Origin of the sequence: Pigmentiphaga sp. CHJ604 (assembly GCF_036972535.1) — a bacterium.
In the GTDB taxonomy this organism is placed as follows: domain Bacteria; phylum Pseudomonadota; class Gammaproteobacteria; order Burkholderiales; family Burkholderiaceae_B; genus Pigmentiphaga; species Pigmentiphaga daeguensis.
The window spans coordinates 5813089-5832706 of the sequence record NZ_CP136998.1; the positions used below are offsets into that span (position 1 = coordinate 5813089).

General features: G+C 68.9%; 20 protein-coding genes. 12 read left to right on the plus strand and 8 right to left on the minus strand.

Annotated elements, in window-relative coordinates:
* Positions 1-7 precede the first annotated feature (7 nt).
* From R4823_RS28030 to R4823_RS28040, 3 genes are all read right to left on the minus strand, one after another.
* Positions 8-274, minus strand: a complete 267-nt coding sequence (locus R4823_RS28030; RefSeq protein ID WP_338616930.1) for a pentapeptide MXKDX repeat protein — start codon at positions 272-274, stop codon at positions 8-10.
* Between the two features lie 65 nt (positions 275-339).
* The gene (locus R4823_RS28035) at positions 340-1125 is read right to left on the minus strand and encodes a molybdopterin-dependent oxidoreductase (protein ID WP_338616932.1); all 786 of its coding nucleotides are present in this window, start codon (positions 1123-1125) and stop codon (positions 340-342) included.
* A gap of 9 nt (positions 1126-1134) precedes the next feature.
* Positions 1135-1764 carry a cytochrome b/b6 domain-containing protein gene (locus tag R4823_RS28040; protein ID WP_279817013.1) on the minus strand — a complete coding sequence of 210 codons (630 nt, stop codon included), beginning with the start codon at positions 1762-1764 and terminating at the stop codon, positions 1135-1137.
* A 139-nt stretch (positions 1765-1903) separates the two neighbouring features.
* Between R4823_RS28040 and R4823_RS28045 the strand changes: the two genes are divergently transcribed.
* The 7 genes from R4823_RS28045 (at position 1904) to nudC (ending at position 7837) form a co-directional block, all read left to right on the plus strand.
* Entirely contained in the window at positions 1904-2632 is a 729-nt protein-coding gene (locus tag R4823_RS28045; RefSeq protein ID WP_338616934.1) for a response regulator transcription factor, read from the plus strand.
* Complete coding sequence (locus tag R4823_RS28050; RefSeq protein ID WP_338616935.1) at positions 2629-4092, plus strand: HAMP domain-containing sensor histidine kinase; 1464 nt, start codon at positions 2629-2631, stop codon at positions 4090-4092. The genes R4823_RS28045 and R4823_RS28050 overlap by 4 nt, the downstream gene beginning before the upstream one ends.
* Positions 4093-4172: 80 nt before the next feature.
* Positions 4173-4532: a LysR family transcriptional regulator gene (locus tag R4823_RS28055; RefSeq protein WP_087840449.1), complete on the plus strand. Its 360-nt coding sequence runs from the start codon at positions 4173-4175 to the stop codon at positions 4530-4532.
* 71 nt (positions 4533-4603) lie between these two features.
* A complete protein-coding gene (modB, locus tag R4823_RS28060; protein WP_338616938.1) occupies positions 4604-5281 on the plus strand; it encodes a molybdate ABC transporter permease subunit in 678 nt (225 codons plus the stop codon).
* Positions 5282-5290: 9 nt separating this feature from the next.
* Positions 5291-6040 (plus strand): molybdate ABC transporter substrate-binding protein, encoded by a 750-nt coding sequence (modA, locus tag R4823_RS28065; RefSeq protein WP_338616939.1) that lies wholly within the window; start codon positions 5291-5293, stop codon positions 6038-6040.
* Complete coding sequence (locus R4823_RS28070) at positions 6037-6819, plus strand: ATP-binding cassette domain-containing protein (RefSeq protein ID WP_338616940.1); 783 nt, start codon at positions 6037-6039, stop codon at positions 6817-6819. The genes modA and R4823_RS28070 overlap by 4 nt, the downstream gene beginning before the upstream one ends.
* Before the next feature lie 70 nt (positions 6820-6889).
* Entirely contained in the window at positions 6890-7837 is a 948-nt protein-coding gene (gene nudC / locus R4823_RS28075) for an NAD(+) diphosphatase (protein ID WP_087840453.1), read from the plus strand.
* A 114-nt stretch (positions 7838-7951) separates the two neighbouring features.
* Here nudC and R4823_RS28080 read toward each other — a convergent pair whose 3' ends face one another.
* Positions 7952-8338 (minus strand): tripartite tricarboxylate transporter substrate-binding protein, encoded by a 387-nt coding sequence (locus tag R4823_RS28080; RefSeq protein ID WP_279817024.1) that lies wholly within the window; start codon positions 8336-8338, stop codon positions 7952-7954.
* Positions 8335-9606: an amidohydrolase family protein gene (locus tag R4823_RS28085; RefSeq protein ID WP_338616941.1), complete on the minus strand. Its 1272-nt coding sequence runs from the start codon at positions 9604-9606 to the stop codon at positions 8335-8337. The genes R4823_RS28080 and R4823_RS28085 overlap by 4 nt, the downstream gene beginning before the upstream one ends.
* A 174-nt stretch (positions 9607-9780) precedes the next feature.
* On the opposite strand from R4823_RS28085, the gene R4823_RS28090 reads away from it, so the two are divergent.
* Positions 9781-10701, plus strand: coding sequence for a LysR family transcriptional regulator (locus tag R4823_RS28090; RefSeq protein ID WP_087840458.1), 921 nt, complete (start codon positions 9781-9783; stop codon positions 10699-10701).
* Here R4823_RS28090 and R4823_RS28095 read toward each other — a convergent pair.
* The 3 genes from R4823_RS28095 to R4823_RS28105 all read right to left on the minus strand — a co-directional run bounded on the left by R4823_RS28095 (position 10698) and on the right by R4823_RS28105 (position 14197).
* On the minus strand, positions 10698-11375 hold the full coding sequence (locus R4823_RS28095) for a sensor histidine kinase (protein WP_338616942.1): 678 nt from the start codon (positions 11373-11375) through the stop codon (positions 10698-10700). The two genes, R4823_RS28090 and R4823_RS28095, sit on opposite strands and share 4 nt — an antisense overlap.
* Before the next feature lie 289 nt (positions 11376-11664).
* The gene (locus tag R4823_RS28100; RefSeq protein WP_338616943.1) at positions 11665-13176 is read right to left on the minus strand and encodes a helix-turn-helix transcriptional regulator; all 1512 of its coding nucleotides are present in this window, start codon (positions 13174-13176) and stop codon (positions 11665-11667) included.
* Between the two features lie 55 nt (positions 13177-13231).
* Complete coding sequence (locus R4823_RS28105; protein ID WP_338616945.1) at positions 13232-14197, minus strand: LysR family transcriptional regulator; 966 nt, start codon at positions 14195-14197, stop codon at positions 13232-13234.
* Positions 14198-14326: 129 nt separating this feature from the next.
* Between R4823_RS28105 and R4823_RS28110 the strand changes: the two genes are divergently transcribed.
* From R4823_RS28110 to R4823_RS28125, 4 genes are read left to right on the plus strand one after another with little or no spacing between them, the layout of a single operon-like run.
* Positions 14327-16420, plus strand: coding sequence for a hydantoinase/oxoprolinase family protein (locus R4823_RS28110; protein WP_087840464.1), 2094 nt, complete (start codon positions 14327-14329; stop codon positions 16418-16420).
* Entirely contained in the window at positions 16420-18171 is a 1752-nt protein-coding gene (locus tag R4823_RS28115) for a hydantoinase B/oxoprolinase family protein (protein WP_338616946.1), read from the plus strand. The genes R4823_RS28110 and R4823_RS28115 overlap by 1 nt, the downstream gene beginning before the upstream one ends.
* Positions 18161-18541: a hypothetical protein gene (locus R4823_RS28120; protein WP_087840468.1), complete on the plus strand. Its 381-nt coding sequence runs from the start codon at positions 18161-18163 to the stop codon at positions 18539-18541. Before R4823_RS28115 ends, R4823_RS28120 begins: the two co-directional genes overlap by 11 nt.
* Entirely contained in the window at positions 18538-19587 is a 1050-nt protein-coding gene (locus R4823_RS28125; protein ID WP_279817034.1) for a GTP-binding protein, read from the plus strand. The genes R4823_RS28120 and R4823_RS28125 overlap by 4 nt, the downstream gene beginning before the upstream one ends.
* The last annotated feature ends 31 nt before the right edge of the window (positions 19588-19618 follow it).

Consider the following 19618-nt stretch of genomic DNA (forward strand, 5'->3'; position numbering starts at 1 on the left):
CCGAACCCTATTTCTTCATGCCGTCCTTCGACATGGTGTCCTTCTTCATGTCGTCCTTCTTCATGCCGTCGTGCTTCATCTTGTCGCCGGCCATGGCATCTTTCTTCATGTCGTCCTTTTTCATCGCGTCCTTGGCGGGCGCGGTTTGGGACATGGCGTCCTTGCCCATGCCGTCCTTGGCCATGTTGTCCTTGCCCATGCTATCGGCGGCGTGGGCCGTGACGGCGGCCAGGGCCATGCTCAGGGAAAGAACGAGAGGGGTCAGTTTCTTCATGCGTCGCTCCTTGAAGCGTGGGTCGAAAGAGGGCGCGGGGAATCCGCGCCGTATGGAACCTCGGCTCAGCTGCCGCCGAACCAGTTGTATCCCTGGTCTTCCCAGTACCCGCCCGGATAGGCGTTGGTGACGAAAATCGCCTGGACGTGCTTGGGATTCTTGTAGCCAAGCTTGGTCGGCATGCGCAGCTTCATGGGGAAACCGTATTCGCGTGGCAGCGTGCGCCCGTCGTAGCTCAACGTGAGCAGCGTCTGCGGATGCAGGGCCGTCGCCATGTCGATGCTGGTGTAGTAGTCGTCCGCGCACTTGAAGCCCACGTATCGGGCGCCGGTGTCGGCGCCGATGCGGGCCAGGAAGTCCGAGAAGCGCACGCCGCCCCAGCGGCCGATGGCGCTCCAGCCCTCCACGCAGATGTGCCGGGTGATCTGCTCGGCCTGGGGCAGGGCCCGCAAGTCGGCCAGGCGCCATGGCCGGCGGTCGGCCACGCGGCCGGCAATCTCGAGCCGGTAGTCCGCCTCGTTCACCTCGGGGGCGTCTTCCACGCCGTAATAGGCGTTGAAGGGAAAGGGGCGCGTGATCATGGACGCGGGATAGGTCGGCGCCAGGGCGTCCGGATCGAAAAGCCAGCCCTGCACCTTGTCGTTGAAACGGGAAACGGCCGACAGCGCCTGCTCGACACCGGCCTGGCCGGTGATCTCGCAGCCCGACAGCAGGGCCAGCCCGCCCAGGGACAGCGTGCGGGTCAGGAAGGCCCGCCGCTCGGGCCGTTCGATCCGAGGGGTCAGCAGCCGCCGGGCTTCGCGCAACGCCAGGTCGGCATCGGAGGCGGACAGGCGGGAACGTTTTTCCATGGCCGTCCCCTACCTGCCCAGTACCATGGCGCGCAGGGTGCGCGGCACCAGCGCCACCATGGCCAGGTGCACGACCACGAATCCCACCAACGCGGCCATCGCGGCGAAATGCACGCGGCGCGCCATCTCGTAGCCGCCCATCAACTCGCGCAGCATGCCGAACTGCACCGATTTCCACAGCACCAGGCCCGACACGACCAGCAGCGCGACATCGACCATGACGAACAGGTAGGCCAGGCGCTGTACCTGGTTGTACCGGCGCGGATCGTCGTGGGCCAGGCGGCCGCGCAGCGCCGCCGCCAGGTCGCGCAGCACGCCGCGGGGCGAAAGCGGCAGGAAGCGACGGAACAGGCGCCCGGTCGCCAGGTTCAGCGCGAGATAGGCCGCGCCGTTGCCGGCCAGCAGCCACATGGCCGCAAAATGCCATTGCAATGCGCCGGCCAGCCATCCGCCCAGGGTGACCGCCTCCGGGAACGTGAAGCCGAACAGCGGCGAGGCGTTGTAGATGCGCCATCCGCTCGCCACCATGACCAGCACGGCCAGCGCATTCAGGGCATGCGACATGCGCACCCACGCGGGATGGACCGGGGGCAGGCGGGAAGCGGGGGGGTGAATCGCCGGGACGGCCGTCGGGGACATGCGGGCTCTCCGTTCGAGGTTTGCCGCATTGTTGGCCCCCCGCCATACCGGAGTCCTCACGCAAACTTAAAATAAATGTGATGATTTCCCGCGCCGGGATTGGCGAGAATGCGGTCTACGGTTTTCTACAGGCAGGCTCATGGAACGGGTCAAGCGCGTCCTGATCGTCGAGGATGATGCCCATATCGCCGAACTGTTGCGCATGCACCTGCGCGACGAGGGCTATGCCGTCGAGCATGCGGCCGACGGCGAGCAGGGCATGCGCATGCTGGAGGGCGGGGCCTGGGATGCGCTGGTCCTGGACCTGATGCTGCCTGGCGTGGACGGACTGGAAATCTGCCGCCGGGCCCGGGCCATGGCACGCTACACCCCCATCATCATCACCAGTGCGCGTTCCAGCGAAGTCCATCGTATCGTCGGACTGGAACTGGGCGCCGACGACTACCTCGCCAAGCCCTTCTCCATGCTGGAGCTGGTGGCGCGCGTCAAGGCGCTGCTGCGCCGCGTGGACGCCCTGGCGCGCCATGCGCGCATCGAGGCGGGGTTGCTGTCGTTGCACGGCGTGGACCTGGATCCGCTGGCCCGCACGGCCCGGCTGAACGGCAGGGCCATCGACCTGACCCCGCGCGAGTTCGACCTGCTGGCCTTCTTCGTGCGGCATCCGGACAAGGTGTACTCGCGCATGGACCTGCTGGACGAAGTGTGGGGCTACCAGCACGACGGCTACGAACACACGGTCAATACGCACATCAACCGCCTGCGCACCAAGATCGAGGACGACCCGTCCGAGCCGCGGCGCATCCTGACGGTATGGGGCCGAGGCTACAAGTTCGCCTCGGGCGCGCGGGACGAGGCCGCGGCGCCATGAAACGCCTGTCGCTCACGCAGCGCCTGTCCCTGGTGTTCGCCGTGCTGCTGCTGGCCTGCAGCGGGATCTCGCTGCTGTTCCAGATCCAGGCCACGGCGCGCCACGAACAGGAGGTCGTGCAGCAGTTGTCCAGCGGGCTGGCGGCGCACATCGCCGGTACCGCGCAGTTGATGGACGCGGGCGGCTGGAAGCCGGATGCCGTGCGCGACCTGTTCGACAAGCTGATGGCGGTGAATCCCGCCGTCGAGCTCTACCTGCTCGATCCCGACGGACGCATCGTCGGCCATGCGGCCCCGCCCGGCCGCCTTGTGCGCGATCACATCGACCTGGCACCGGTGCGCCGCCTGATGGCCGGCGCCGAATTGCCCATACTCGGCGACGACCCCCGGAGCACGGACGCGCGCAAGGTGTTCAACGCCGCCCCGGTGCGCGTCGACGGCAAGGAAGCCGGCTACGTCTACGTCATCCTGCAGGGCGAGACGCACGATGCGCTGGCCGCCGGGCTCGCCCGCCATTCGGTGTGGCGCATGACGGGCCTGGCCATGGGACTGGTCGCGCTGCTGGGACTGATCATGGGCCTCGTTGCCTTCCGCCTCATTACCCGCCCCTTGCGCGCACTGGCCGATACCGTGCGCGACTTCGACGCCGCCAGCGACGTGCCCGTGGTGGCGCCGGAGCCGGCGCCCGACGACGGCCGGCGCGACGAGATCGCCACGCTGCGCGCCGCCTTCGCGCAGATGAGCCGGCGCATCGCCGAGCAGTGGCGCGAACTGACCCGCCAGGACCAGCAGCGGCGGGAACTGGTCGCCAACATCTCGCACGACCTGCGCACCCCCCTGACCTCGCTGCACGGCTACCTGGAAACCCTGCGCGTGAAGGACGGTCTGTTGTCCCGGGGCGAGCGCCATCGCTACCTGGACATCGCGCTGGACCAGAGCCGCAAGGTCGGCGTGCTGGCGCAGGCGCTGTTCGAGCTGGCGCGCCTGGAGTCGGGCCTGGTCCAGCCCGAGCGGGAAACCTTCGCCCTGCCCGACCTGGTGCAGGACGTCGTGCAGAAGTTCGAGCTGGCGGCCGAGGCGCGCGGCCAGCGCTTGCAGACCGAGATCCCGCCGGCATTGCCGCAGGTGCATGCCGACATCGCGATGATCGAGCGCGTGCTGACCAACCTGCTGGACAACGCCATCCGCCACAATCCACCCGGCACGCAGATCACCGTGGGGCTGGCGGCGGCCGGCAACGGCGTGCGGGTGGACGTCCGTGATACCGGAGCGGGTATCCCCGCGGCGCTGCGGCCCCGCCTGTTCAAGCGGATCCCGGCCTGGGGCCGCAAAGCGCAGGACAGCGGCGGGCTGGGGCTCATGATCGTCCAGCGCATGCTCGCGCTGCATGGCAGCGACATCCGCCTGGTCGAAGACGGCGGACCCGGGACCGTGTTCCGGTTCAGGCTGGGAGTCGACTGAACGGCCGATAGGGCCGGGCGGCCCGCAGGCATCCCTATCCGCCTACAATCGGCGGCATCACCGATGCTTCCCCTCGTGCCATGGATACCTCCACCAAGCCCCGGTTCCAGTTCCGGCTGCGGGTCTACCGCGACGCTTCCATCGCGATCGGACCGGGCAAGATTGCGCTGCTGGAAGCCATTCTCGAGGCGGGCTCCATCACCGCCGCCGCCCAGCAGATGGGCATGTCGTATCGCCGAGCCTGGCTGCTGGTGGACGAGTTGAACCGGTCCCTGCGCGAGCCCGCGGTCGAGAGCGCCGCCGGCGGGGCGCGCGGCGGCGGCACGGTCGTGACCGACGCGGGCCGCGAACTCATACGGCGCTACCGTTCGATCGAGGCCACCGCCCGCTCGGCCGCGGCCGAGGACATCGCCGCCATGGCAAGCATGCTCGTCGACTGACGCGAGTCCGGGCCCCGCCCGGCATTCGCTCGCGCTACCGTCCAGCCAGGATTCGCTGTATTCTTCGGAATATGACGAATGCGCTGCTGGATTCCTTCGACGCTTTTCCGCTGATCCTGTCCCTGAAGGTCGCGACCCTGGCCACCGTGCTGGCCCTGGTCGCGGGCGTGGGCCTGGGCTGGCTGTTCGCGCGCAAGCCGTTTCCGGGCAGTTCGATGGCCGAGGCCGTGTTCATGCTGCCGCTGGTGCTGCCGCCCACGGTCATCGGCTACGCCATCCTGCTGGCGGCGGGCCGGCGCAGCCCCCTGGGCCGCTGGATCTACGAGCACTTCGACTACACCATCATCTTCAGCTGGCACGGCGCGGTCGTGGCCTCGGCCATCGTCGCCCTGCCGCTGGTCCTGAAGTCGGCCAGCGCCGCATTCGGCGGCATCGACCGTACCCTGGAAGCCGCCGCCAGCACGCTGGGCCAGTCGCGCTGGTCGGTGTTCGTGCGCGTGACCCTGCCGCTGGCCTGGCCGGGCATCCTGGCCGGCACCCTGCTGGCTTTCGCGCGCGCCATGGGCGAGTTCGGCGCCTCGCTGATGGTGGCGGGCTCGATTCCCCAACGCACGCAAACGCTTTCCATGGCCATCTACGACGCCACGCAGGCGGGGCAGGACGACCTGGCCCTGCTGCTGGTGCTCATCACCTCGGCCATTTCCATCGCCATCCTGGTGGCCTGCAACCGCTATCTGTCGCTACGCTGAAGGAACCCCATGTCCCGCATCCGCCATGCCGCCCTGTTGCTTGCCTTCGCCCTGCCGTTTCAGGCTTGCGCCCAGGAGATCACCGTATCGGCCGCGGCCAGCCTGACCAACGCCTTCAAGGACCTCGGCAAGCAATTCGAGCAACGGCATCCCGGCACCACGGTGCGGCTCAACTTCGCGGCCTCGGGCACGCTGCTCCAGCAGATGAGCCAGGGCGCGCCGGTGGACGTGTTCGCCAGCGCCGACCAGGCCACGATGGACAAGGCCGTGGCGCAGAACCTGATCGACGTGCCGACGCGGCGCGATTTCGCCGCCAACAGCCTGGTGCTGGTCACGCCCGCGCAGGGCGGTCCTGCCATCGCCTCGCTGCAGGACCTGGCCGGCGCGCCGGTCAAGCGCATCGCCGTCGGCAAGCTCGCCACGGTGCCGGTGGGCAACTACACCAGGCAGGCGCTGGACCGCGCCGGCCTGTGGACCGCGCTCGAACCCAAGTTCATCCAGGCCGACAGCGTGCGCCAGGTGCTGGACTACGTGAGCCGGGGCGAGGTGGACGCCGGCTTCGTCTACCGCACCGACGCGGCCATCATGCAGGACAAGGTCAGGATCACGCTGACCGCCGGCGGCCATACCCCGGTCACCTATCCCGTGGCCGTGCTGTCCGGCAGCAAGCATCAGGCGCAGGCCAAGGCCTTCGTCGACTTCCTGGTGTCCGCCCCCGGCCAGCAGGTGCTGGGCCGCTACGGATTCGGCAAGCCGTGATCGATGTCGACATCGCGCTGACGGTGCGCGACGGCAGCCGGCGCTTCGACCTGGCGGCTCGCTTCGCCTCCGATGCGCCCTTCGTCGCGCTGTACGGGCCGTCGGGCTCGGGCAAGTCGCTGACCCTGCAGGCGGTGGCCGGACTGCTGCGGCCCGGAGCCGGCCACATCCGGCTGGACGGCCGGACCCTGTTCGACGCCGCGCAAGGCATCGACGTCGCGCCGCCCGCGCGCGGTATCGGCTACCTGTTCCAGCATTACGCGCTGTTCCCGCATCTGTCGGTGCGCCAGAACATCGCCTTCGGCCTGACCTCGTGGCGCCGTCGTCGCCTGTCGCCCGAGGACGGGCGGCGCGTGCAGGCCCTGATCGACCGCTTCGGGCTGACCGCCATGGCCGGCAGCCGGCCCGGCGTGCTGTCGGGCGGCCAGCAACAACGCGTGGCGCTGGCGCGGGCCCTGGCCTGCCAGCCCCGCGCCCTGTTGCTGGACGAACCCTTCGCCGCGTTGAATCCCATGCTGCGCGGCGAACTGCGCAAGGAGCTGGCCGAGGTAGCGCGGCAGTGGGGCATCCCCGTGCTGATGATCACGCATGATATCGACGACGTGCTGGAGCTGGCCGATGTCGCCTTTCTTTACCAGGACGGGCAGGTCACGCGCAAAGTGAACCTGCGCAGCGGACAAAGCCGCGATTTCGTCCGCCGCGCACTGGGTGACGACGCGCCGGCCGAGACGCCGATGCGCCAGCGCCTGCGCACGCTGCTGAACCCGGGCGCGTCCTGAACGCACGGCGTTAGAATCGTCGATCAGACGACTCTGCGGTGGCACGCTGCGCGCGGCCGCCCGCCATTCCATGCCACCCTTCGACCGTTCCGCCGCCGTGGGCTTCGGCCTCAATCCGCTCGACCGCATGTCCGAGGCGCGCGCCGACGGCGAGTTCGTCCGGGCGCGCCGGCACGATGCGGCGGCCCGGTTCATGGTTTTCGTCGGCGACGTGCCCCTGCTGGATGCGAGCGGCGCCGCGCCTTCCCCCCTGTTCACCGCCGAGGCCTGGATAGGCCTGGGACCCGCGCGGCAGGAGATCTTCCTGGGGCAGGACGAGCAGGGCCGCCCGCTGTTCGCCGTGGCCCTGGACGGCGGGCTGGCCGAGGCGGCCGCCTCCCGGTCCGGGCTGGAACTGCTGGACCTGCGCAGCATCGCCATGCGCGGCCTGTTCCCGCCCGACGTGCTGGGCGAACTGGGCGGCGCCAAGGCCATCCTGAGCTGGCACGACCGGCATCGCTATTGCGCCAACTGCGGCGAGCCCAGCCGCGTGGCCTGCGCGGGCTGGCGCCGCGACTGTCCGGCCTGCGGCGCCCAGCACTTTCCGCGCGTGGACCCGGTGGTGATCATGCTGGCGGTGGACGGCGACCGCTGCCTGCTGGGCCGCCAGCCGCGCTTCGCGGCGGGCATGTACTCGGCCCTGGCGGGTTTCCTGGAGCCGGGCGAGACCATCGAGGACGCCGTGCGGCGCGAGATCCGAGAGGAAGCGGGCATCGCCTGCGCCGAGGTGGCCTACTTCGCGTCGCAGCCCTGGCCCTTCCCGTCGTCGCTGATGATAGGCTGCTTCGCCCGCGCGCAAGGCACCGGCATCGTGATCGACCGCAACGAGCTGGAAGACGCGCGCTGGTTCACCCGCGAGGAAGTCCGCCAGATGCTGGACGGCACGCATCCCGAGGGGCTGTCCGCGCCCAGGCCCTACGCCATCGCCCATCACCTGGTGCGGGCCTTCGTTGAAGGGACCGGTCCCGCGCTGGGTTGAGCGCAGGCCGGGCGGCCTGGGAGCCTGGGGCGCGCGGGGGGACGATCCCCGGAAGCGGGGGGCCGGAGCCGGACCGGCGGATTAGGACTTCCCTCCATATAGTTTCAAAATTGTTTACATCGGAACAAGTTTATGGACGAGCGTGAAGTCGCCGGCCGGGTCGAAGGGCAGCGACTTGTACAGCCCCGGCGCCGCCGAATGGCCCGAGGCCATGAAGAACAGCGTGTAGCCGTCGGGCGGGGCCTTGGCCACGAAGTTCGCGCCCAGCGTGCCGCCCGCGCCGGGCTTGCCCTCGACGTAGGCGGTCTGGCCCAGGCGTTCGGTCAGTTGCTGCGCCAGCAGGCGCGCCTGGATGTCCACCGCGCCGCCGGCGGTGAAACCGTGGATCAGGCGGACGGGCTTGGCGGGCCAGGCATCCTGGGCCAGCGCGCGGGCGCCGGGCAGGGTGGCGGCGGCCCCGGCCAGCGTGGCCAGGTCGCGGATGAATCGGCGGCGTGTCATACCAGGAACCTCCCGGGTTGGGGTCCGCGCTCGACCGGCACGCTCTTGAACGAGCCTTCCTGGAAGAGGCGCAGGCGGGACGCCAGCAGTTCGTCCGTCAGGCGGGCGAGGCGGCCGGCGTCGAAGACGAGGCGGCCGTCGCGCTTGACGAAGCGGCCCGCCACCATGACGTTCTCGATGTCCGAGGTTTCCGCGTACATGACGACGATGTGCGCGGGATTGCCGCCGGCATGGGCGGGAAAGATGTTCATGCCGCGCGTGTCGATCATGATCAGGTCGGCCTGCTTGCCCGGCGCCAGCGAGCCGGTCTTGCCGTCCAGGCCGAAGGCCTTGGCCCCGCCCATGGTGGCCCAGTAGATGGCGTCGCGCGTCAGCGTGGAGTGCTGCGTGCTGGCCGGCCACTTGCCTTCGGCGTGCAGGCTGCGGTTGTCCAGTTCGCGCTGGTGCAGGAAGGCATGGCGCATGACCCACAGCATGGAACTGTTGAAATAGGGATCGCAGTCCGTTCCCAGCGAGGGCGTGGCGCCGTGCTTGACCAGGCGTCCCAGCATGGCCGGCTGCTCGTAGTTCAGCATTTCGGTCAGGTTGGTGGCGGTGATGGTGCAGCCGGCGTCCAGCACGATCTTCAGTTCGGTGTCGTCGAAGCAGTTGCCGTGGCCGATGTTGTGGTCCGGGCCCAGGATGGCCATGGCCAGCGTGACGAGCCCGTCGTCGGTGGCCAGCCGGCCGGTGCGCAGGCGATGGATCTCGTCGCGCGGGAAAGGCTGCTTGTAGTAGGGGACGGCGCCCTCGCGCTCGGGCGGCTTGACCGTGCCGCGCGCGAACACGGCGCGTATGCCCGATTCCTCCAGCGCGTCGATGGCGGCGTCGGTTATCTCGGCGTCGCGCAGGATGTGGCACCAGTCGACGATGGTGGTGGTGCCGTTGCGCAACTGGTTCAGCGCGCCCAGCAGGTTGCCCAGGTAGACGTCGCGAGCGGTGTAGTAGGTGGCCAGTTTCTTGTGCAGGTTGGCATGGTAGTCGCGGCTGCCGACCCAGTCGGCGCCGATGCCGCGCAGCTGGAATTCCCAGGTATGGATATGGGCGTTGACCATGCCCGGCATGACGATGCGGTGCGTGCCGTCCACCACCTCGTCGGCGGCCGCGTTCAGGCCGGGGCCGATGGCGGCGATCCTGTCGCCTTCGATGAGGATGTCGGCCTGGGCGAAGTCGCCCACGGCGGGATCCATGGAAAGAATGGAAGCGTTCCTGATCAGCGTGCGGCTCATGTGTCCCCTCGGATGCGATGGCGGAGATCCCCGGGGCCCGGGCCACCAGGCCGTGGGCCGCCGGGTGGGCGGAGGCAGGACGCGCGCGACTGCGTGTGGAAGCCATGTTGACATTTTCCACATCGGCGATAAACATCGTCAGATCAAAAAATTGCTTTCCAATCCGGAAAAAATATGGACCGGTTCGTGGCGATGTCGGTGTTCCGCAAGGTCGTCGAGCACGAAAGCTTCACGCTGGCCGCGCGCCAGCTGGGCATGTCGGTCGGATCGGTCAGCAAGTACCTGACGTGGCTGGAGCTGCACCTGGGCACCTCGCTGGTGGCCCGCACCACGCGCCGCCTGAACGTGACGGAGGCGGGCCGCAGCTACTACGCGCAGTGCGCGCGGCTGCTGGATGACCTGGAGGAAGTCGAGCGTTCGGCCGCGTCGATGCAGACCATGCCGCGCGGCGTGTTGAAGGTGCGCGCGCCGGTTTCGCTGGACTACGCGGGCTTCGGCGTCATGATGGGCGAGTTCCTGCGGCAGTTTCCCGCCGTCAAGGTCGAGATGACGCTGAACGACCGCTTCGTCGACCTGGACGACGAAGGCTACGACGTTGCGCTGGCCCTGGGCAGCAACCAGAAATACGTCAACCACCCCACGCATGCCACCCGCGCCATCGCCCGCATGACGCGCACCGTGGCGGCCTCGCCCGGCTACCTGTCGGGGCGCGAGGCGCCCGCTGCGCCGCAGGACCTGAAGCGGCACGACTGCCTGATCTACGACCGGGGGCCGGCGCCGGACGAATGGCATTTCTCGGATGGCCGCACCGAGCGCATGGTGCATGTGGGCGGCAGCCTGCGCAGCAACAACAGCCAGGTGCTCAAGGATGCGCTGCTGGGCGGCTCGGGCCTGGCCATGCTGCCGACCTTCATGATCGCGCAGGCGCTGGACGAAGGGCGGCTGGTACCGGTGCTGCCCGGCTGGACGCCGGCGTCGCGCACCCTGTACGTGATCCACCCGCGGCCGCGGCATTCGTCGCTGAAGATACGCGAGTTCGTCGAATTCGTGTCGGCGTGCTTCGAGCGGGATCCGCGCTGGCGGCTGGCGTCCTAGCGCGCCAGTCCGATGACCGCGATGATCCGCCCGAAGGCCACGGACCGGTCGATGGTCAGCGAGCCGCCGTGCTGTTCGCAGATGCGCCCGGCCAGCCGCAGCCCGAAGCCGGCATCGGCCGGCAGCTCGAATTCCGGAGGAAAGCCCACGCCTTCGTCCTCGACGATCACGGTGACCAAGCCGGGGCCGTACTCCACGTCGAGATGGACGTTGCCGGCGCCGTACTTGACGGCATTGGTCGCCAGCTCGATCAGGACCGAGCCGAGCGACATCGCGGCTTCCCCATCCAGCGGAACCGCGCCGTTGGAGACGATGGCCAGCATGCGGTCCGAGCGGGGATCGATCAGCGCCGATTGCAGGTGCCGGGCCAGGTCGGCCAGGTAGGTGGCGGCGTCGGGCGCCGCCTCGGGCTCGTGCCGGTAGGCATGGTCGTGCAGCCGCACCAGGCTTTCGATGCGGCTGACCGCGATACCAAGCTCGCGGCGCACGTCCTCGTTGTCGGACCGCCTGGCCTGGACCTGCAGGGCGCTGGAAAGAAGATGCAGGCCGTTGCGCATGCGATGGTGCAGCTCGCGCAGCCGCAATTCGTGGGTGGTGCTGGTGTCCTCGGAGGACGGAGTGGAGACCGGATCGGCTGGCGGGGCGTCGTGTTGCGGAACGCGCTTGCTTGTCATGTAGGCTGCTGGTGGACCGGGTGCGAAGGTCCCGGTTGGAATGGGACGGCGGCCGCTGGGTCCGGGACCGGGACCGGGGACCACCGCTGCGTCATTTCTCGTTCAGGTCGCCACGCAGCTTGTCTTTGGCTTCGCCGATGCGATCCTTGTCCATGCGAACTCCTCATCGATGGTAAGGGTGCCGTCCGTTGCCGGACTGGGGGAGGAACAGACTGTAGCGTTGAGCCGGGACAGCGGCTAGATGAGTCCGTACCAGCGGCGATAGTATTTCTGTCCCGAAGACGGCGGCCTAGCGGGGACGCGCGTGCCGCCTTCCCTTGGCCGGCGCTTCGTATCCGGTGACGCCGCGCTGGCGCGCCCAGACGATGGCGTCGCTGCGGCGATGCACGCCGATCTTGCTGTACAGCATCGCGATGTGGTTGCGCACCGTATTGGGCGACACCCGCATCGCCGCTGCGATCTGCTCGTTGTTCTCGCCCTGGCACATGCGTCCCAGGACTTCGTGCTCGCGCGGCGTCAGCTCCGACAGCGCCGCAGTGCTGGCAAGCGTGTCCTGCGGACGCCGAATCTGGGCCAGCTTCTCGATGACGGTGCGGCTGAACCACGAGGCGTCCTGCATGACCGCGTCGATGGCCGCGACCAGCTCTTCCTCGCCGCGCTTGCGGTCGGTGATGTCCTGGATCGCCACGAGCACGCAGGCCTGGCCATTGATGGTGGCGGTCTCGGCCGACAGCAGGCAGTCCAGCACGTCCCCCCCGCGCGTGCGCAAGGCGACTTCGGCGTTGCGCACGCTGCCGGTGATATCCAGGTCGTCCTTCAGCTTGCGATGGACGGCGGCGTCGGCCCACAGATGCAGATCGGCTGGCGTCTTGGCCAGGACGTCCGGAGCCTCGTGGCCGGTGGCGGCGATGAAGGCCTCGTTCACGGCCATCAGCGCGAAGTCGCCGCGATCGCACACCGCCATCGGCACGGGAGCCAGCATGAAGGCCTTCGAGAAGCGTTCCTCGGTCTGGCGCAGGGCGTCCTCGGCGCGACGGCGGGGCTCCAGGTCGATGAAGGTGAAGAGCATGCAGGGGTCCTCGCAGACCTCGAGGGGCTGGCCGGCCACGATCACCAGCTTGGTGCCGCCGTCCTTCAGGCGCAGCGTGGCTTCCATCTGGGGGATGGTGCGTCCCTGTTGGAGCAGGCGTATCGCCTCGTCGCGCCGCGCCGCTTCGTTGAGCACGTCGAGTTCATACATGGAACGACCCAGGACTTCTTCCCGGTCATATCCGGTCATGTCCAGGAAACCCTGGTTGACCTTGATGTAGCGCAGATCGGTCAGGCCACAGATGATGGCGGGCGCCGGGTTCGTGCTGAAGGCGCGCTCGAAGCGTTCCTCCGCGCCGTACCGGTCCGTCGCGTCCTGGATCACGAGCACCAGGGCCTCGGGTTCCTCGGACGCGCCGGTCAGGACCAGGCCGCGTACCTGGTGAATGCGGCGGAATGACTCGTCGGCGGGCCGGGTCACTTCGACCACGACGTCCGTGAAGCTTTCGCCTGCGAGGACCCGCATGATGGGATACTGGGCGGGAGCCAGGACATGGTTGTTGCGGTACTTCAGCGTATGGGCGGCAACGTAGTCCTGGGCCGTGCGGCCCAGGGCGGCCAGGTTTCCCGCGCCATGGATGGCCAGCGCCGTTTCGTTCGCCCAGACGACCGAACCGTCGGGATCGAGAAGCACGACGCCCTCGGCCAGCCCCGAAATGATCTGCTGCAGCAGGCGCCGGTCGGCGCGTGGCTTGTCGGTGCTCTTGCTCATCCCGGTGCCCCTGTGAGTTGCGTGGCGACTATCGCCGGATGACGCGGTGGGGGCTTCATCTGGAGTCGGACCTGGCGCGATGGTGCCGGGCAGTGTATCCCATCGCCCTGCCGGGCGGACTGAGGTCGCCGCCCCATTGCGCGACGATGTCCTGCAACATCGCTGAAACCGCCTGGCAGGCCGGGGTCATCACGCCCGATTTGGGCAAGGCCAGCGTGACGTAGCGGCGCAGGTCCGGATTGACCAGGCGGGTGGCCTGCAGCGACCCCTGGCGCAGTTCGTGCATGATCGAATAAGGCCCGAGGACGGCATATACCGACTGGGTGGCGGCCAGTTCCTTCTGCGCGGTCAGCGAGTCGGCCTCGATCACCGCCTGCAGCGCGAAGCCCTTGCTGCGGGCGGTCTCGTCCAGGATCGCGCGCCAGTGGGCGGGCCGCCGGGGCAGCACCAGGGGCAGGTCCTGCAGGCGCGCGAAATCGACGGAGGGCGCCCGCGTGAGCGTATCGCCGGGGCGCGCCACGAGATAGGTGTGGCCGGTGGCCAGCAGCCGTTCCTCGGCGCTGGCCGGCTTGTGGAAGCGGAACAGGATGGCCATGTCGACCAGGCCCGCGTCCAGCAGCGCATCGAGTTCCCCGCCCTGCCCCTCGCGCACGTTCAGGCGGATCAGGGGGTATTGCTCGCGCACGCGGCCGAACAGCGTGGTCAGGAGCGGATGGGCGGCCGAAGGCAGGATGCCCAGGCGGACCTCGCCCATGGGCACCGTGGACGTGGAGCGGATCTCGCGGAACAGCTGGTCGGTGTCGGCCAGCCAGGTGCGCACGCGGGCGATGATGTGCTCGCCCAGTTCGGTCAGGACCACGCCGCGGCCCGTGCGGCGGAACAGCCTGCCGCCGCACTCGCGTTCCAGGTTGCCGATCTGGCGGCTGACGTGCGATTGCACGGTCATGCGCGCGGCCGCCACCTTGGTGAAGCTGCCGCTTTCGGCCACTTCGACGAACAGTTTCAGATCGGCATGGTTCATGGGATGTCGCCTGCGTGAAGACATCTCTATTTTGGCATGTCTGAAATCTCGGATACCAGTCTAGGAAGATATCTGCGCGCTTCCTACACTGCCAGCCATCACGACATCGCGCGCATCGCGCCCACCACCATGACCGCACCCAATCTGGCGCCCGCACCGGCGCCCCTGCGCATCGCCGTCGACATCGGCGGCACGTTCACCGACATGGCCGCGTTCGACGAAAGCGCCGGCACCCTGCATTTCGGCAAGGCCTTGTCCACGCACGGCCGGCTGGTCGAGGGCATCCAGCACACGCTGGACGGCGCCGGCATCGACCTGCGCAACGGCTATCTCTTCCTGCATGGCTCGACCATCGCGATCAATACGCTGCTCGAACGCAACGGCGCGAAGACGGCGCTGCTGATCACCGAGGGATTCCGCGACATCTACGAGATCGGCCGCGTCAACCGTCCCGATGCCTACAACCTGTTCTTCTCCAAGCACACGCCGCTGGTCAAGCGTTCGCTGCGCTATGAAGTCGCCGAGCGGCTGCGCGCGGACGGCAGCGTCCACAAGCCGCTGGACGAGGCGCGGGTGCGCGAGGTCGCGCGCGAGCTCAAGGCGCAGGGCGTGGAGGCGGCGGCGGTGCTGTTGCTGCATTCCTATCGCCAGCCCGACCACGAGAAACGCGTGAAGGAAATCCTGCTCGAGGAACTGCCGCACGCCTTCGTGACCGCCTCGCACGAACTGTCGCAGGAATACCGCGAGTTCGAACGCGTGTCGACCGCCGTCGCCAACGCCTATGTGGGTCCGCGCGTGTCGGCCTACCTGGGCCAGTTGGAGACGCACCTGGGCGAGCGCGGCTTCGGCGGCGACTTCTATGCGGTCCAGTCCACCGGCGGCCTGTTCCCGCTGGAACATGCGCGGCGCGAATGCGTCCGCATGCTGGAATCGGGTCCGGCCGCGGGCGTCATCGGCGCCCAGGCGATCTGCGCGCAGCTCGGGCTGCCCGACGCCATCGCCTTCGACATGGGCGGCACCACGGCCAAGGCCGGCGTGATCAGCGAAGGGCGGCCGCTCACCACGGGCAGCGCGCTGATCGGCGGCTACGAAAAGGCCCTGCCGATCCAGATCCCCATGATGGACATTTTCGAGGTCGGCACCGGCGGCGGCAGCATCGCGCGCGTCGAGCTGGGCAATGCGCTGCGGGTGGGGCCGCGGAGCGCCGGCTCCATGCCGGGCCCGGTCTGCTATGGCCGTGGCGGCACCGAGCCCACCGTGACCGATGCCAACCTGGTCCTGGGCCGCCTGGATGCCGGGCACTTCCTGGGCGGCGAGATGCCGCTGGACCTGGAAGGCGCGCGCGCCGCCATGCACGAGCGCATCGCCGCGCCGCTGGGCCTGGAGACGGTCGAGGCCGCGGACGGCATCCTGCGCATCGCGGTGACGGCGATGTCGCACGCCGTCAAGGCCGTCACCACCGAACGCGGCCTGGACGCCGGCAGCTTCACCATGGTGGTCTACGGCGGCGCGGGGCCGCTGCATGCCTCGGCCATCGCGCGCGAGCTCGGCATCCGCCGCGTGCTCATTCCCTACGCGCCGGGCTACTTCTCGGCCTACGGCATGCTGTTCAGCGACCTGCGCTACGACTACGTGCGCTCGGTGTTCCGCCACCTGGACGATCTCTCGTTCGACGAGATCGAGTCGCTGTACGCGTCCATGGAAGAAGAAGGGCGCGCGGCCGTCGCGGCCTCGGCGGTGCGGCCGGACGATATCGTCATCGAGCGCTCGGCCGACATGCGCTACGTCGGCCAGGAGCACGCGGTCACCGTCGACCTGCCCCGCGTGTATTTCGAACGCCAGGACCGCGATGCGATCAAGCGCCATTTCGACGACGTCCACGCCATCCGCTACGGCACCAGCGCGCCGGCCGAGCCGGCCGACATCGTCAGCCTGCGCGTGACCGTGCTGGGCGTGATGCGCAAGCCGCCGCGCCACGCGGTGCGGGCCGGTGGACAGACGCCGCCCGAGGACGCGTTGCGCGCCACCAAGCCGGTGTACTTCCGCTCGCACGGCCAGGTGCCGACGCCGGTGTACCGCCGCGACGCCCTGCTGGCCGGCAACCGTATCCCGGGGCCGGCCCTGATCGAAGAACACGCCTCCACGACCGTCGTCCAGCCGGGCGACGAATTGACCGTGGACGACTGCGGCAACCTGCATGTGGCCATCGGGAGCGAACGTTGATGAACGCGCGAGAAACGAACCAGCCCACCGTCGATCCGGTCACGGTGGAGATCATCCGCAACGGCCTCCTGGCCGTCACGGAGGAAATGAAGACCAACCTGATGAGGACCGCCTACAACCTCATCATCTACGAGGCGCTGGATTTCACCGTGGGCCTGTTCACGCCCGAGGGCGACACGGTGTCCATCGGCCTGGGCCTGCCCATGTTCATCCGCGGGATGTCCGAGACCGTCAAGGCCAAGATCCGCCACTTCGGGCTGGAGAACATCCATCCCGGCGACATCCTGGTCACCAACGACGCCTATGTCACCGGTAGCCACCTGAACCATTTCACCTTCACCATGCCGGTGTTCCACGAAGGCCGCATCGTCGCCTTCACCTGCTGCATGGCGCACTGGCTGGACGTGGGCGGCACGCTGGGCCAGGTCACGACCGACATCTTCTCCGAAGGGATACAGATTCCCATCGTCAAGTACCGCCGCGCGGGCGTGGTCAACCAGGACCTGGTCGACATCATCGCGATGAACGTGCGCCTGCCCGAGCGCGCGCTGGGCGACCTGCGCGCGCAGATCACCGCCATCACCACCGGCGAGCGGCGCTTCCTGGAGCTGGTCCAGCGCTACGGCGCCGACGCCGTGCACGGCTCGATCGCGCAGATCATGGACCAGTCCGAGGCGGTGGCGCGGCAGAACACGCTCAGCATTCCCGACGGCGTCTACGAGGCCGAGTCCTACATGGACGACGACGGCGTGGACGTGGGACGGCGCATTCCCATCCGCGTCAAGGTGATCAAGCAGGGCGACGAGATGACCATCGACCTGTCGGACGTGAGCCGGCAGGTGCGCGGCTTCTACAACTCCGGCTTCACCACCGGCATCGCCTGCGCGCAGGTGGCGTTCAAGTGCCTGACCACGCCCACCGACTATCCGGTCAACGACGGCAACTTCCGTCCGCTGAAGGTCGTCATGCCCATGGGCACCGTCATCAGCGCCGAACGCCCGTTCCCGATGCGGGTCTGGATGACCTTTCCCATGACCGTCATCGACACCATCTTCAAGGCGCTGGCGCCGGCCATACCCGACCGCGCCATCGCCGGCCACCATGCCGACCTGGTGTTCCCCAACATCCACGGCATCTCGCCCGAGGACGGCCGCCTGTTCATCGTCGGCATCGGCCCGCTGGGCGGCGGCTGGGGCGCGAAGTCGCGCGAGGACGGCGTGTCGGTCACGGTGTGCATCAACGACGGCGATACCCACAACAGTCCCACCGAGCAGCTCGAGGCCAAGTATCCGGTCCTGGTCGAACGCTACGCCATCCGCACCGACAGCGGCGGCGCGGGCACCTATCGCGGCGGGCTGGGCGCGGAGATGGTGGTGCAGGCGCTGTCCCCCTTCGCGGTGACCACGCGCATCGACCGCATGCATTGCAAGCCCTGGGGGCTGGAGGGCGGCCACGAGGCCGCGGGCAACGGCATCGCCATCCGCCGCAAGGGCGAATGGGACGACGGCATGCCCAACGCCAAGATCTTCAACGTGCGGCTGGAGCGCGGCGATGCCTACAAGATGCTGTCGGGCGGAGGAGGCGGCTTCGGCGATCCGCGCGGGCGCGATCCCGAGACCGTGGCCGAGGACGTGCGCGAAGGCTATGTCAGCGCACAGGCGGCGCGCGATGTCTATGGCGTGGCGGTGACCGCGGAAGGCGCGGTGGACCAGGCCGCCACCGAGGCGCTGCGGGGCCGCCGTGCCGCCTGATGCCGCCGCCCGCGCCGCCGCGCTGCTGCGCCTGTGGAACGACGTGGCGCTGCAGCACGTGTCCATGGGCGGTGCCTGCGCGTGCGGCATGGGTGGCGTGACGCTGCGACTGCAGGATTTCGAGCGCGACATCCTGGACTATTTGCGCGACGAGGCCGGGCGCCTGGGCGAGGCCGAGGCCCATGCCCTGCTCGAACGCCACGCCCCGGCCGGGCAGGAGGGTGGCGTGGCGGCGGTGCTGGCGGCGCTGGCCGATCCCGGCAACGATGCCGCGGCCGCCGGCGCCGCATGGCTGCTGGGCCGCCTGGATCGCACCCTGAGTTCTTTCGCGCGCCTGCACGGCGGCGCGCGTTCCGGAGCCTTGCCATGACGGAGACGGACGACCGCATACCGGTCACGGTGCTGACCGGCTTCCTGGGCAGCGGGAAGACCACGCTGCTGAACCGCCTGCTGGCGCGGCCCGCGCTGCGCGACACGGCGGTCATCATCAACGAGTTCGGCGAGGTCGGACTGGACCACCATCTGCTGGAGCAGAGCGCCGAGGACATGGTGCTGCTGGCCAACGGCTGCATCTGCTGCACCATACGCGGCGACCTGGTCGAGGCCTTCGACCGGCTGGACCGGCGGCTGGCGGGCCAGGCCGCGCCGCTGCGGCGGGTGGTGATCGAGACCACCGGGCTGGCCGACCCCGCGCCCATCCTGCACACGCTGATGAGCGAGCCGGAGGTTGCGCGCCGTTATCGGCTGGACCACGTGGCCGCGACCGTCGATGCCTGCAACGGCATCGATACGCTGGACCGGCAGGAGGAAGCCGTGAAGCAGGCGGCGGTGGCCGACCTGCTGGTGCTGACCAAGACCGATCTCGCGTCCGCCGCGCAGTCCGAGGCCCTGCTGCACCGGCTGCGGGCGATCAACCCCGGGGCCGAGCTGGTACGCGCCGGCAAGGACGACGGCGACTGGCTGGCGGCGCCCGACGGCCGTCCGCGTGACGTGCGGCGCTGGCTGCGTGCCGAGGCGCACGAGGCACATGGCGACGCGCACGGACACCCCGCCCATCATGGGCACGGACATGAACACCATCACCATCACGACCGCACCCGCCACGGCGACCGCATCCGCTCGTACGTGGTGACCCGCGACGAACCCGTGTCATGGGCCGGCGTGCAGCGCTGGCTGGCCATGCTGGCCACGCTGCGCGGCCCCGACCTGCTGCGTGTGAAAGGCATCCTCAACGTGGTCGAGCATCCCGGCACGCCGGTGGTCATCCACGGCGTGCAGCACGTGTTCCACCCCCATTCCTTCCTGCCCGCCTGGCCCGACGACGACCATCGCACCCGCATCGTGTTCATCACCCGCGACGTCGAACGCGACCTGGTCGACGACACGCTCAGGATCTTCGAGCGCCGACAACCCTAGCCCCGCCCCATCACAACGACAAGGAGACCGA

Excerpts from the sequence above, each read along its gene's own strand:
- R4823_RS28110 (WP_087840464.1), top strand. The coding sequence starts at position 14,327 with ATGACCGCACCCAATCTGGCGCCCGCACCGGCGCCCCTGCGCATCGCC.
- R4823_RS28095 (WP_338616942.1), bottom strand. The coding sequence starts at position 11,375 with ATGACAAGCAAGCGCGTTCCGCAACACGACGCCCCGCCAGCCGATCCG.
- R4823_RS28105 (WP_338616945.1), bottom strand. The coding sequence starts at position 14,197 with ATGAACCATGCCGATCTGAAACTGTTCGTCGAAGTGGCCGAAAGCGGC.
- R4823_RS28045 (WP_338616934.1), top strand. The coding sequence starts at position 1,904 with ATGGAACGGGTCAAGCGCGTCCTGATCGTCGAGGATGATGCCCATATC.
- R4823_RS28030 (WP_338616930.1), bottom strand. The coding sequence starts at position 274 with ATGAAGAAACTGACCCCTCTCGTTCTTTCCCTGAGCATGGCCCTGGCC.
- R4823_RS28080 (WP_279817024.1), bottom strand. The coding sequence starts at position 8,338 with ATGACACGCCGCCGATTCATCCGCGACCTGGCCACGCTGGCCGGGGCC.
- modA (WP_338616939.1), top strand. The coding sequence starts at position 5,291 with ATGTCCCGCATCCGCCATGCCGCCCTGTTGCTTGCCTTCGCCCTGCCG.
- R4823_RS28040 (WP_279817013.1), bottom strand. The coding sequence starts at position 1,764 with ATGTCCCCGACGGCCGTCCCGGCGATTCACCCCCCCGCTTCCCGCCTG.
- R4823_RS28115 (WP_338616946.1), top strand. The coding sequence starts at position 16,420 with ATGAACGCGCGAGAAACGAACCAGCCCACCGTCGATCCGGTCACGGTG.
- R4823_RS28085 (WP_338616941.1), bottom strand. The coding sequence starts at position 9,606 with ATGAGCCGCACGCTGATCAGGAACGCTTCCATTCTTTCCATGGATCCC.
- R4823_RS28100 (WP_338616943.1), bottom strand. The coding sequence starts at position 13,176 with ATGAGCAAGAGCACCGACAAGCCACGCGCCGACCGGCGCCTGCTGCAG.
- R4823_RS28050 (WP_338616935.1), top strand. The coding sequence starts at position 2,629 with ATGAAACGCCTGTCGCTCACGCAGCGCCTGTCCCTGGTGTTCGCCGTG.
- R4823_RS28125 (WP_279817034.1), top strand. The coding sequence starts at position 18,538 with ATGACGGAGACGGACGACCGCATACCGGTCACGGTGCTGACCGGCTTC.
- R4823_RS28090 (WP_087840458.1), top strand. The coding sequence starts at position 9,781 with ATGGACCGGTTCGTGGCGATGTCGGTGTTCCGCAAGGTCGTCGAGCAC.
- R4823_RS28035 (WP_338616932.1), bottom strand. The coding sequence starts at position 1,125 with ATGGAAAAACGTTCCCGCCTGTCCGCCTCCGATGCCGACCTGGCGTTG.
- modB (WP_338616938.1), top strand. The coding sequence starts at position 4,604 with ATGACGAATGCGCTGCTGGATTCCTTCGACGCTTTTCCGCTGATCCTG.
- R4823_RS28055 (WP_087840449.1), top strand. The coding sequence starts at position 4,173 with ATGGATACCTCCACCAAGCCCCGGTTCCAGTTCCGGCTGCGGGTCTAC.
- nudC (WP_087840453.1), top strand. The coding sequence starts at position 6,890 with ATGCCACCCTTCGACCGTTCCGCCGCCGTGGGCTTCGGCCTCAATCCG.